We start from the raw sequence: 12,633 nt of genomic DNA on the forward strand, positions 1-12,633 counted from the left end.
ACCAGTGATCACCACTCTGCTGATCGCCAACCGCGGCGAGATCGCCCGCCGGATCATCCGCACCTGCAAGACGCTGGGGATCCGCACGGTCGCTGTCTTCTCGGACCCGGACGCCGACGCTCCGCACGTCGGGGAAGCCGACTTCGCGGTGAGGCTCCCGGGTGCCTCGCCCGCCGAGACCTACCTGCGTGCCGACCTGCTCGTCGAAGCGGCGGTCAAGGCGGGAGCGAACGCTCTGCACCCCGGCTACGGCTTCCTGTCCGAGAACGCCGACTTCGCGCTCGCCGTCGGCGCGGCCGGCCTCATCTGGGTCGGGCCGGCACCGGATGCCATCGAGGCGATGGGATCCAAGATCGCGGCCAAGAAGCGGATGGCGGCCGCGGGCGTGCCGGTGCTGCCTGAGCTCGACCCGGAGACCGTCACCGAGTTCCCGGTGCTGATCAAGGCTTCCGCGGGCGGTGGCGGACGGGGCATGCGCGTCGTCCGCGAGAAGACCGAGTTCGCGGACGCCTTGGCCAGCGCCAGAAGAGAAGCCGAGTCGGCGTTCGGCGACGCGACGGTGTTCTGCGAGCCGCTGCTGGAGCACGCGCGGCACGTCGAGGTCCAGATCCTCGCCGACATGCACGGCACGGTGTGGGCGCTGGGCGAACGCGAGTGCTCGATCCAGCGCAGGCACCAGAAGATCGTCGAGGAGTCGCCGAGCCCGGCGGTCGGCGACGAGGTCCGCAAGCGCTTGTTCGCCGCCGCGGTCGCCGCCGCCGAGTCGATCGACTACGTCGGCGCGGGCACTGTCGAGTTCATGCTGAAGGGCGAGGACTTCCACTTCCTGGAGGTCAACACCCGGCTGCAGGTCGAACACCCGGTCACCGAGCTGGTGTACGGCGTCGACCTGGTCGAGTGGCAGCTCAGGATCGCCGAGGCCGCCGCACTGCCGGTGGAGCCGCCGCAACCGCGTGGCCACGCCATCGAGGTCCGTCTCTACGCCGAGGACCCCGAGCACGACTGGCGGCCGGTGAGCGGCACCCTGCACCGGTTCGAGGTTCCCGGCGACGTGCGGCTCGACAGCGGTGTCGAGGACGGCTCTGTCGTGTCCGTGCACTACGACCCCATGCTGGCCAAGGTGATCGCGCACGCACCGACGCGCGTGGCCGCCGCCCGCAAGCTCTCCACCGCGCTGGCGAGCTCGAAGATCCACGGCCTGGTCACCAACCGGGCGTTGCTCGTCGAGATCCTGCGCCACGACGCCTTCCTCGCCGGGGACACGCACACCGGGTTCCTGACCGAGCACGAGTTCGGGCGAATCGTTGATCCGCAACCGTTTGCGCTGGCCGCCGCACTCGCTCAGGCCGCGACCCGCGGGATAAGGCACCTGCCGTTGGGCTGGCGCAACGTGCGGTCGCAGCAGCCGAAGGCGAAGTTCCTGGTCGGCGAGGAGCTCGTCGAGGTCGAGTACGACCCCGCGCAGGCCACTCCCGATGTGGTCACGCTGGACCTGAACGGCGTGCGCACGCCGTTTCACGTTGCCCGCTACGGCGATCTGGTCGAGGTCGACTCACCGCACGGCTCGGTGTCGTTGAGGGTCGTGCCGCGGTTCCCCGAACCGGAGACCAGGCTCGCGCCGGGCGCGACCGTCGCGCCGATGCCCGGCACGGTCGTCAGGGTCAGCGTGAACCAGGGCGACCAGGTCGAGGCGGGACAAGAACTCCTGGTGCTGGAAGCCATGAAGATGGAACACCGCGTGCTCGCCACCAATGCGGGCACCGTCACCGAACTCCTCGTCGAAAAGGCGCAGCAGGTCAACGCTGGAGACGTCCTGGCAGTAGTGGAGGAACAGTGAACTTCGTCGAGTCCGAAGAGCGGATCGCGCTGCGCAAGGCCGTCAGCGAGTTCGGCGCCAAGTTCGGCTACGAGTACTTCATCGCCAAGGCCAGGTCGGGGGAGAAGACCACCGAGCTGTGGGACGAAGCCGGTAAGCTCGGCTACCTCGGCGTGGCAGTGCCCGAGGAGTACGGCGGCGGTGGCGGCGGCATCGGCGACCTCGCGGCGGTGTGCGAGGAGCTGGCCGCGGCGGGCTGTCCGTTGCTGCTCATGGTGGTCTCGCCGGCGATCTGCGCCACGGTGATCGCCCGGTTCGGCACGGAGGAGCAGAAGTCCCAGTGGCTGCCCGGTTTCGCGGACGGCACGCTGAAGATGGCGTTCGCGATCACCGAGCCGGACGCGGGTTCCAACGCGCACCAGTTGAAGACGCACGTCCGCCGTGACGGCGACGACTGGATCCTCAACGGCAGCAAGACGTTCATCTCCGGCATCGACGAGGTGGACGCGGTGCTGGTGGTCGCGATCCAGAAGACCGGGCCGGTGCTCGTGGTCGTTCCCACGAACGCCGAGGGCTTCACCTGGCACCAGATCGAGATGGACCTGGTCGCGCCGGAGAAGCAGTTCACGCTGTTCTTCGACGACGTCCGGCTGCCCGCGGACGCCGTGGTGGGCTCACCGGACCAGGGGCTGCTGCAGGTCTTCGCCGGGCTCAACCCCGAACGGATCATGGGCGCGAGCATGGCGACCGGTTCCGCACGCCTGGCCGTCGGCAAGGCCGTCACCTACGCCCAGCAGCGCAAGGTCTGGGACAGCCCGATCGGGGCGCACCAGGGCCTCTCGCACCCGCTGGCGCGGATTTCCATCGAGATCGAGCTGGCCAGGCTGATGACGCAGAAGGCGGCCGCGCTCTACGACGCGGGCCGCGACAAGGACGCCGGCGAGGCGGCGAACATGGCCAAGTACGCGGCGGGCGAGGCGATCGCGGCGGCGGTGGACCAGGCGATCCAGACCCACGGCGGCAACGGGCTGACCGCGGAGTTCGGGCTGGCGGCGATGCTCGGCATGTCCCGGCTGTCCCGCATCGCGCCCGTGTCGCGGGAGATGGTCCTCAACTTCGTCGCGCAGAACTCGCTGAAACTGCCTCGCTCGTACTGACAGACTGCCCCGCATGGGGACCTTCAAGACATTCGACGGCGTCGGCCTCGCGTACCACGGCGAGGCCGGCGATCCGCTGATCTGCCTGCCGGGCGGGCCGATGCAGGCGTCGTCCTACCTGGGCGGCCTGCCGCTCGGGAACACCGTGAAGCTCGACCTGCGCGGCACTGGTGAGTCCGAGGTGGCGCCGAGGGAGACCTATCGGGTGGATCGGCAGGTCGACGACGTCGAGGCGCTGCGCCGGCACCTCGGCCTCGACACGATCAGGCTGCTCGGCCACAGCGCGGGCGGCACCCTGGCGATTCTTTACGCGACGCGATTTCCGCAGCACGTCAAGGAACTCGTGCTCGTCGCGCCGAGTCCGCGGGTCGTCGGCATCGACGTCACCGACGCCGATCGCCGGGCCGTCGCCGAACAACGGGCAGGGGAACCCTGGTTCGAGGAGGCGTTCGCGGCGTTCGAGGACATCTGGGCCGGCAACATGACAGGGGAGAACTTCCAGAAGATCGCGCCGTTCTTCTACGGCCGCTGGGACGACGCCGCGCGGGCGCTCGACGACCACCCGACCAACGACGAGGCCGCGCGGGAGTACTACAGCGAGGGGGCGTTCGACCCCGAGCAGATCCGGAAGGCCCTCCACATCCTCGACGTGCCAACACTTTTCATCGCCGGTGAGTTCGACGTGTCGCTACCGCCGAACCGCGCGCGGGAGTACGTGGAGCTGATCCCGGCAGCCGAGTTCGTCCTGCAGCCCGGCGCCGGTCACTTCCCCTGGCTCGACGACCCCGTGGCGTTCGCCGGCGCGGTCCAGCGCATCCCGTAGAGGCCGGGCCCGAAGTCGAGGGCGGCGGCGTGCGCGTAACCCCAGGCGTCGACCGGGGCCGGGCGTGCGCCGCCGAACATTTCCGTTCCCGCCTGGCCGGACGCGAATTGCTCGCAGGAAGCGGGTGGGGAGGCGGCCGGGAATTTGATCTCCAGCACGTAGTCGTGCACGCGTTCGGCGAACCGGCGGAAATGCGTGTGCTCGACCGTCGGATGTGGATAGATCAATTCGTACTCGATCGCGACCGAGTCACCGGGAGAGATCGGTTCGTCGAACAACAACTCCGCCACGAGCACGCCGTTGGTCCGCTCGCGGGCGATCCGGCCGACCCGGCACGAGCGCACCGCGGTCAGCGCGGGCTGCGCCGAACCCGTTTCCTGGCACAGGATCCAGCGGTCCACGTTGGACGACGTCGCCTGCATGACCTGACGTGACCGGACCCCGCGCACGCCGCCGCACGGCGCCACGTCCACCCGGTCCGTCTGCGCGGTCAGCACCAGCCCGGAGCCGTCCCACGGCGCCCGTGCCGACAGCTCCCGCCTGCGGGAACGGCCACGCGGCCGCGGTGGTCCGAGCAGCCGGGACAGCGCCGTCTCCGGCAGTCCGAGCACGTCTTCCAGGTGAGCGAGCGCCATGAGCGACTCCGGGCGTTCGGGTCTGCGGCGACCGGACTGCCAGTAGCTCAGCGCCGTCACGCTGATCGGGGCGCCCCGCACGCGCAGGCGGTGCTGCAGCCGTTCCAGACTGAGACCGCGCACCTGGATCGCCAGCCGCAACGCGTCCGCGAACGGGCCCGTCACGAGAAGATCGGCGAGCTCCTCGCGCGGTGGGTAAATCGTCAGCATCACCCCTCCGTTTCGTGGGGTCAAGGTCGAGAGGCTATCGGCAGCAAAGGGAACGCGGTACAGCCGATCGGCGGTTTTGCGCCCGTTGGAAACTCGGCAAGTTCAGATCTCGGGTCTATTACGCCGCCAATAGTCTCGATTGGGTTCCTGATCACCCCTGCGACGAACAGGACGACGCAATGCGCAAGACAGCAACCCTGCTGGGATCGGCGGTCATGGTGGCCGCGTTCGCCGCTCCCGCGACCGCCGCCGTCGGTGAGATCACCTCGTCCGCCGGCGAGAACATCGCCGGCAGCTTCATCGTGAAGCTCAAGGACGACCGCGTCACCGCGAGCGCGCAGACCCTCGGCTCGCGGTTCGGCGGCCAGGTCGGATTCGTGTACGACACAGTCTTCAAGGGCTTCTCGGTCAAGATGACAGACACCCAGGCGCGCAGATTAGCCGCTGACTCCTCGGTCGAGTACGTGGAACGCGACCAGGTCGTCAGCATCCAGGCCACCCAGGTCAACCCGCCGTCGTGGGGTCTGGACCGCATCGACCAGCGCAACCTGCCGCTCGACCAGCGCTACACGTACAACAGGAACGGTGCGGGCGTGAACGCCTACATCATCGACACCGGTGTCCGGATCTCGCACCGCGACTTCGGCGGCCGGGCCCGCAACGGCCGTGACTTCGTGGACAACGACGCCGTCGCGCAGGACGGCAACGGCCACGGCACGCACGTCGCCGGCACCGTCGCGGGCACGCTGCACGGTGTCGCGAAGGGCGCCACGATCCACGCCGTCCGCGTGCTGAACAACCAGGGCTCCGGCACCATCGCCGGTGTCATCGCGGGCGTCAACTGGGTGGCCGCCAACCACGTCAAGCCGGCCGTGGCGAACATGTCGCTCGGCGGTGGCGCCAACACCTCGCTCGACAACGCCGTCTCGGGCGCGATCCTGCGCGGCGTGACGTTCGCGGTCGCCGCGGGCAACGCGAACACCAACGCCGCCAACACCTCGCCCGCACGCGTGGGGTCGGCGCTGACGGTCGGCTCGACCGACCGAACGGACGCGCGGTCGTCGTTCTCCAACTTCGGCCCGGTCGTCGACGTCTTCGCGCCCGGCGGTGGCATCACGTCCGCGTGGAACACCAGTGACACGGCCACGAACACGATCTCGGGCACCTCGATGGCGGCGCCGCACGTCGCCGGTGTCGCGGCACGATTCCTGCAGGGCGGCGCCACCGTGACGCCCGCGCAGGTCGCGGCCGCGATCACCTCCAACGCCACCAACGGCAAGGTCACCAACCCCGGTCCCAGCACCACGTCCAGGCTCCTGCACTGGCCGACGACCGGCTGATCAACCCCGATGTGCGGCCCCGGTTCCCTGCGAGCCGGGGCCGTTTCCTTCCCCAATTTTTGGGCAGACGAAAGGAAGTTCGCAAGTGAGAGCCCTGCTGACAGTCGCCGCCCTGGCGGCAGCGGTCGTGGTCGCCCCGGCGTCCGCGGCCACATCGTCCTACATCGTCGTGCTTCGCGAGGGAACCGTGTCGTCGTTCAGCGGCGCGGTGGAGCACCGGTACACCGACGTTCTCAACGGGTTCAGCGCCCGGCTGACCTCGAAGCAGCTGCGCGAGGTGAAGGCAGACCCGAACGTGTCCTATGTGGAACGTGACGGGATCGCCCACGCCAACGGCACCCAGCTCAACCCGCCCTGGGGGCTGGACCGGATCGACCAGCGCGCCCTGCCGCTGGACCAGCGGTACGAGTACACGAGCACCGGCGCCGGCGTGAACATCTACGTGATCGACACCGGCATCCGGGTCTCGCACACGGACTTCGGCGGCCGCGCGAGGAACGGCTGGGACACCGTCGACAACGACGCGATCGCCCAGGACGACAACGGTCACGGCACGCACGTCGCGGGCATCGCCGCCGGTACCCGGTACGGCGCGGCCAAGCGCGCGACCGTCTGGGGCGTCCGGGTGCTGAACGGCCAGGGGTCCGGCACGATCTCCGGCGTGATCGCGGGCGTCGACTGGGTGACCCGCAACGCGGTGAAGCCCGCGGTGGCGAACATGTCGTTGGGCGGCACCGCTTCCGCGGCGCTGGACGACGCTGTTCGGCGTTCGATCGCGTCCGGCGTCTCGTACACGGTCGCGGCGGGCGGCAGCAACACCGACCCCTCGAACTCCTCTCCGCAACGGGTTTCCCAGGCGATCTGCGTGGGCGCATTGACGCAGACCGACACCAAGGCGTCGTCGTCGAACTTCGGCCCGCTGGTCGACATCTACGCGCCGGGCGTCAGCATTCCCTCTGCCTGGAACACCACCGACACGGCTGTTCAGACTTTGAGCGGAACCTCGATGGCCGCACCGCACGCGGCCGGTGTCGCCGCCAGGTACCTGCAGTTCAACCGTGCCGCCACGCCCGCGCAGGTGGAGCGCGCACTGGTTACCACCGGCACTCCGGGAACGCCACCCGTCACTCGTATCCTTTACTGGCCGCCTTCTCTGTGAAAGGTGAATTGACAGGTAATGCAAGCGCGTCTTAATCCTTGGACGCCCTTGGCAGGAACCGGATCTCTCCATAGCGTCGAAAGCGTTCGTTCCCCTGCAAAGAACGGAATGCTCATCATGACGCGAAAGATCCGGTTCCTGGCCGGTGCCGGCGCGGCGACCCTCGCCATGTCGGTTCTGATGGTCCCCTCGGCGTCCGCGGCCGAAGGCGAAGTGCTGTCGCTCAACGCGCCCGAGAAGATCGCCGGCAGCTTCATCGTGAAGCTGAAGGAAGGCAAGGCCAACTCGCACGCCCTCGCATCGCGTTTCGGCGCCAAGGTGGAGCGCGACTACACCAGCTTCGGCGGCTTCAACGTGAAGCTGACCGAGAAGCAGGCCAAGCGCCTCGCCGCCGACCCGTCCGTCGAGTTCGTCGAGGCGGACCAGGTCGTGCACGCGCAGGCCACGCAGCCGAACCCGCCGTCGTGGGGTCTCGACCGCATCGACCAGCGCAACCTGCCGCTCAACCAGTCGTACAGCTACACCTCGACCGGCTCGGGCGTGACCGCGTACGTCATCGACACCGGCGTGCGCATCAGCCACTCCACGTTCGGTGGCCGCGCCACCAACGGCCGTGACTTCGTTGACAACGATGCCGTCGCGCAGGACGGCAACGGTCACGGCACGCACGTCGCCGGCACCATCGCGGGCTCACAGTACGGCGTCGCGAAGGCCGCTCGGATCGTCGCCGTCCGCGTGCTCGACAACAACGGCTCCGGCACCCTCGCGGGCGTCGCGGCCGGCATCGACTGGGTGGGTACCAACGCGGTCAAGCCGGCCGTCGCGAACCTCTCGCTCGGCGGCGGCGCCAACGCCACCCTCGACACGGCCGTGCGCAACGCCATCGCCAAGGGCGTCACGTTCGCCGTGGCGGCGGGCAACTCCAACGCCAACGCGTCCACGACCTCCCCGGCCCGCGTGGCCGAGGCGATCACCGTGGGCGCCACCGAGCGCACCGACGCCCGCGCGTCGTACTCGAACTACGGTGCGGTGCTGGACATCTTCGGGCCGGGCTCGGCCATCACGTCGGCCTGGAACACCAACGACACCGCCACCAACACGATTTCGGGCACCTCGATGGCCACCCCGCACGTCGCTGGGGCCGCGGCTCGTTACCTCTCTACCAACCGCACGGCCACGCCTGCCCAGGTTGCTTCGTACCTGGTCTCGCAGTCGACGCCGTCCAAGGTGACCAACCCCGGTACCGGGTCGCCGAACCGTCTGCTTTACCTCGCGCCTACTGCGTGAGTCAGCTCTTTGTTCGGAAAGGCCGCGGCGTGTGCCGTGGCCTTTCCTATTGTTGGGTCCATGTTGAAGGGCCTTGAAGCCGTTGCGTGGCACGAGATCGACCACGCTTACGGCATCGCGCTGGACACCCCGGGTCATCTCAGGGCACTGCTGTCCGATGATCCGGAAGTGGTCGCCCAGGCCGTGGCGGACCTGGACAAGACCGTTTACGAGTTGGGTGGGTTCGTGTGCCCGGCGGCTACGGCCGTTCTGCCGTTCCTCGTCGAGGTCCTGCCCGCGTTGTCGGACGAACCCCGGGCCGCGGTGCTCGACCTGATCAAGCGGCTCGCTGACGACGGGGAGAACGCGGAGCAGGTCGACCCCGGCTGGCCTGGCGCGTGGGCGGTCGCGAAGCCTCAGCTAGAGGACCTTCTCCGCGATTGAGAGCGACACGAGATAGAGGACGACAGTGAGCCCGGCACCGATCCACGGCGCGTAGGCGCGGGGCTGCTGCAACGCGCGGAACCACGTCGCGAACGTCGCGGACAGCCCGATCACGATCGTGCCGACCAAGGTGATCATGAGTGGGGCATGGCACGCGCCAGTGCACGGCGTGGTCGGTGTGAACCCGAGGATGCCGATGAACAGCACGCCGACGGCCACCACGAACATCACGAGCATCCCCACCAGGGCCACCACGATCCGCATGCCAGAACGTTAGTGGCGTGGCTCAGAAGGTGGGCGGGTAATTCACGCTCAGCAGGGCGCCTCGCGGCACCGCCCCCACGCCCCCATACGGTCCAGTATGAGGACGTGGGGGCGGCACCACGATGCACCCGTCTGACCGCGAATTACCCGGCAACCTTCTGAGCCACGCCACTGGCCAAGGGAGATCGTCTTCGCCCCCGAAAGCCCTGCGTGAAAATGTGTCGGTGGGTCCGGCTAGCCTTGACGCCAAAGCTGACTTCATCTACAAGGAGCCACCACCGTGTTGCGCACGCACGAGGCCGGGTCACTCCGGGCCGAGCACGCCGGGCAGTCCGTCACCCTCACCGGGTGGGTCGCTCGCCGGCGTGATCACGGCGGTGTCATCTTCATCGACCTCCGCGACGCGTCCGGTGTGGCCCAGGTCGTGTTCCGCGAAGGCGAGATGGCCGAGCGCGCGCACAAGCTGCGCAGCGAGTACGTCATCAAGGTCGTCGGTGACGTCAGCAAGCGCCCGGAAGGCAGCGAGAACCCCGACCTCAGCACCGGTGCGATCGAGGTCTACGTGACCGAGCTCGAGGTGCTGAACGAGGCGGCGCCGCTGCCGTTCCAGGTCGAGGGCGACGGTGAGATCGGCGAGGAGGCCCGTCTCAAGCACCGCTACCTCGACCTGCGCCGCAACGGGCCGGCCAAGGCCATCCGGCTGCGCAGCGAGGTCAGCCGGATCGCCCGCGAGGTGCTGCACGGCGAGAAGTTCGTCGAGGTCGAGACGCCGACGCTGACCCGGTCCACGCCCGAGGGCGCGCGTGACTTCCTGGTGCCGGCGCGGCTGCGTCCCGGCTCCTGGTACGCGCTGCCGCAGTCGCCGCAGCTGTTCAAGCAGCTGCTGATGGTCGGTGGCCTGGAGCGCTACTACCAGATCGCGCGCTGCTACCGGGACGAGGACTTCCGCGCCGACCGCCAGCCGGAGTTCACCCAGCTCGACGTCGAGATGAGCTTCGTCGAGCAGGACGACGTCATCGCGCTCACCGAGAAGCTCCTCTCCACCATCTGGAAGGAGCTCGCGGACGTCGAGCTGCCGCTGCCGTTCCGCCGCATCTCCTACGCGGACGCGATGTCGAAGTACGGCTCGGACAAGCCGGACCTGCGCTTCGAGCTCGAGCTCACCGAGCTGACCGAGTACTTCAAGGACACGACGTTCCGCGTGTTCCAGGCGCCGTACGTCGGTGCCGTCGTCATGCCGGGCGGTGCGTCGCAGCCGCGTCGCACGCTCGACGCGTGGCAGGAGTTCGCCAAGCAGCGCGGCCACAAGGGCCTCGCCTACGTGCTGGTCCAGGAGGACGGCACGCTGGGCGGCCCGGTCGCCAAGAACCTCACCGACGCCGAGCGCGACGGGCTGGCCAAGGCCGTCGGCGCCAACGCCGGCGACTGCATCTTCTTCGGTGCGGGCGAGGCTCGTGACGCGCGCGCCCTGCTGGGTGCGGCCCGCGTCGAGATCGCGCACCGGGTCGGCCTGATCGACGAGAACGCCTGGGCGTTCGCGTGGGTCGTCGACTTCCCGATGTTCGAGTCCGTCGAGAAGCTCGCGGCGGGCGACGTCGCGGTCGGCGGCGGCAAGTGGACCGCGCTGCACCACGCGTTCACCTCGCCGACGCCGGAGTGGATCGACAACTTCGAGGAAGACCCGGGCAACGCCCTGGCCTACGCCTACGACGTGATCCTCAACGGCAACGAGCTCGGCGGTGGCTCGATTCGTATCCACCGCGCGGACGTGCAGCAGCGCGCGTTCAACGTGATGGGCATCGGCGCCGAGGAGGCGCAGGAGAAGTTCGGCTTCCTGCTCGACGCGTTCAAGTACGGCGCGCCGCCGCACGGCGGCATCGCGCTCGGCTGGGACCGTCTGTGCATGCTGCTCGCGGGCGTCGACTCGATCCGCGAGGTCATCGCGTTCCCGAAGAGCGGTGGCGGCTACGACCCGCTGACCGCGGCTCCGGCGCCGATCACGGTGCAGCAGCGCAAGGAAGCCGGCGTCGACGCGAAGCCCCAGGAAAAGGCCTGACGATCTTTTTCGCGCGCGGGGGCAACCCACCTGGTGCCCCCGCGCGTCCCAGAACATGAGACCGGTTCGCCCGATCGAGGGCCTACTTGATCGGTATTGAGGTGTGCGGCGCGATCCGTGGCATTGATCCGCGCGTAGTGGGCAACGGAAGGTGTTTGCACACGTCCACACCTCTGAGGGGTGTTACGGGAACTGGGCGAGCCGTTATCAACGAGTGGTGGTGGTCGCAGCCTGTGCGGATTAGCGTCGGTCGGGCTCACGGACATGGGGAGTAGGGTCGGAGGGGATGAGCGTGGAGATCACCGCGGGCCCTCCCGAGACGACTTCACCAGAGATTGCTGAAGCTGTCGGGGCGGCCGAGCGGGTACTGACCAGGCGACTGGGCGCACAGGTGCGCCTCGCGGACCCCGAGCCTCTCGGGGGTACCGGTCGTTCCGTCGTGATCCGCGTGAGGGTTGCCGCCTCACCGTTCTCCATGCCCCGCACGCTGGTCGTGAAGCGCTATCCGGCCGGTACGGGCGACCGTGATCCGTGGGCGCACGAGGCGGTCAGCCACCAGCTGCTGACGGCACTGCCCGCGGAGGAACGCGCCACGCCGGAACTGTTCGCGCACGACGCGGCGTCGCGTCTCGTCGTGCTGGAAGACCTGGGCCGTGCGCCGCGTCTGTCCGAGAAGCTGCACGCGAAGGACGCGCGCGCCGCGGAACGCGGGCTGCTGTCGTGGGCACACGCCATGGGCCGCCTGCACGCCACGACAGCGGGCCGTGACGCGGACTTCGACGCCTTGATGCGGCGGGCCGGGGCGCAGTGCTGCCAGGACCCGATCGCCGTCGACGTGCACGCGGCCATCGCCGGGTTACCGGGACTGCTCGAGTCCACGTTGGGCATTGAGACGTCGCCGCACGCCACCGACTTCGCGGCCGATGCCGCACGAGCGTTCAGCACCTCGCGCCGGCGTGCGTTCAGCCCGTCGACGTCCTGTCCGGACAACCACCTGGTCACCTCGCGCGGTGTGCGGTTCGTCGACTTCGAGGGCGGCTGCGTCCGCGACATCGTGTTCGACGCCGCGGCACTGCGCGTGCCGTTCCCGTCCTGCTGGTGCGGCTGGGGCCTGCCGCCGGGCATGTCCGAGGCGATGGTCGCCGCGTGGCGGGCCGAGGTCGGTTCGGTGTGGCCGGAGATGGACGACGACGCGGTGCTCTTACCGCGTCTGCTGGAGGCGCAGCTGCTGTGGGTGTGGCTCGCGACGTGGCGAGCGCTCTCCAAGCCCATGCCCAACGTTGTCAACGCGCCGCCGCGCAGCGTCGTGCTCGCGGGCCGGTGGGTGCGGCTGCGGTCGGACGCGCTGATCCTGGGCGAGAAGACGGTCGCGTCCCACGCGGACGCGGTGATCGGCGCGCTGGCCGACCGCTACGGCGCCGAGGTGCTCGAACTCCCGCTTTACCCAGCATTTCGCTGAACCG

General features: G+C 69.0%; 11 protein-coding genes. 9 read left to right on the forward strand and 2 right to left on the reverse strand.

Annotated features, from left to right (window positions below):
* Nucleotides 1–4 precede the first annotated feature (4 nt).
* From ACIA8G_RS29830 to ACIA8G_RS29840, 3 genes are read left to right on the forward strand one after another with little or no spacing between them, the layout of a single operon-like run.
* Nucleotides 5–1,837 carry a biotin carboxylase N-terminal domain-containing protein gene (locus ACIA8G_RS29830; protein ID WP_396422005.1) on the forward strand — a complete coding sequence of 611 codons (1,833 nt, stop codon included), beginning with the start codon at nt 5–7 and terminating at the stop codon, nt 1,835–1,837.
* Nucleotides 1,834–2,973, forward strand: a complete 1,140-nt coding sequence (locus ACIA8G_RS29835) for an acyl-CoA dehydrogenase family protein (protein WP_396422006.1) — start codon at nt 1,834–1,836, stop codon at nt 2,971–2,973. Before ACIA8G_RS29830 ends, ACIA8G_RS29835 begins: the two co-directional genes overlap by 4 nt.
* A 13-nt stretch (nt 2,974–2,986) precedes the next feature.
* A complete protein-coding gene (locus ACIA8G_RS29840) occupies nt 2,987–3,796 on the forward strand; it encodes an alpha/beta fold hydrolase (RefSeq protein WP_396422007.1) in 810 nt (269 codons plus the stop codon).
* Here ACIA8G_RS29840 and ACIA8G_RS29845 read toward each other — a convergent pair.
* Complete coding sequence (locus ACIA8G_RS29845; RefSeq protein WP_396422008.1) at nt 3,736–4,641, reverse strand: hypothetical protein; 906 nt, start codon at nt 4,639–4,641, stop codon at nt 3,736–3,738. The two genes, ACIA8G_RS29840 and ACIA8G_RS29845, sit on opposite strands and share 61 nt — an antisense overlap.
* A 179-nt stretch (nt 4,642–4,820) precedes the next feature.
* On the opposite strand from ACIA8G_RS29845, the gene ACIA8G_RS29850 reads away from it, so the two are divergent.
* The 4 genes from ACIA8G_RS29850 (at nt 4,821) to ACIA8G_RS29865 (ending at nt 8,850) form a co-directional block, all read left to right on the forward strand.
* The gene (locus ACIA8G_RS29850; protein ID WP_396422009.1) at nt 4,821–5,981 is read left to right on the forward strand and encodes a S8 family peptidase; all 1,161 of its coding nucleotides are present in this window, start codon (nt 4,821–4,823) and stop codon (nt 5,979–5,981) included.
* An 85-nt stretch (nt 5,982–6,066) separates the two neighbouring features.
* The gene (locus tag ACIA8G_RS29855; RefSeq protein ID WP_396422010.1) at nt 6,067–7,140 is read left to right on the forward strand and encodes a S8 family peptidase; all 1,074 of its coding nucleotides are present in this window, start codon (nt 6,067–6,069) and stop codon (nt 7,138–7,140) included.
* A 117-nt stretch (nt 7,141–7,257) separates the two neighbouring features.
* Nucleotides 7,258–8,427: a S8 family peptidase gene (locus tag ACIA8G_RS29860; RefSeq protein WP_396422011.1), complete on the forward strand. Its 1,170-nt coding sequence runs from the start codon at nt 7,258–7,260 to the stop codon at nt 8,425–8,427.
* A gap of 60 nt (nt 8,428–8,487) precedes the next feature.
* Nucleotides 8,488–8,850 (forward strand): hypothetical protein, encoded by a 363-nt coding sequence (locus ACIA8G_RS29865; RefSeq protein WP_396422012.1) that lies wholly within the window; start codon nt 8,488–8,490, stop codon nt 8,848–8,850.
* On the opposite strand, the gene ACIA8G_RS29870 is transcribed toward ACIA8G_RS29865, so the two are convergent.
* On the reverse strand, nt 8,827–9,114 hold the full coding sequence (locus ACIA8G_RS29870) for a hypothetical protein (RefSeq protein ID WP_396422013.1): 288 nt from the start codon (nt 9,112–9,114) through the stop codon (nt 8,827–8,829). The genes ACIA8G_RS29865 and ACIA8G_RS29870 overlap by 24 nt on opposite strands.
* Nucleotides 9,115–9,394: 280 nt before the next feature.
* Between ACIA8G_RS29870 and aspS the strand changes: the two genes are divergently transcribed.
* Together aspS and ACIA8G_RS29880 are read left to right on the forward strand one after the other, a co-directional pair.
* Nucleotides 9,395–11,170 (forward strand): aspartate--tRNA ligase, encoded by a 1,776-nt coding sequence (gene aspS, locus ACIA8G_RS29875; protein WP_396422014.1) that lies wholly within the window; start codon nt 9,395–9,397, stop codon nt 11,168–11,170.
* A 286-nt stretch (nt 11,171–11,456) separates the two neighbouring features.
* Nucleotides 11,457–12,629 carry a hypothetical protein gene (locus ACIA8G_RS29880; protein ID WP_396422015.1) on the forward strand — a complete coding sequence of 391 codons (1,173 nt, stop codon included), beginning with the start codon at nt 11,457–11,459 and terminating at the stop codon, nt 12,627–12,629.
* The last annotated feature ends 4 nt before the right edge of the window (nt 12,630–12,633 follow it).

Source organism: Lentzea sp. NPDC051213 (assembly GCF_044455585.1).
GTDB lineage: Bacteria > Actinomycetota > Actinomycetes > Mycobacteriales > Pseudonocardiaceae > Lentzea.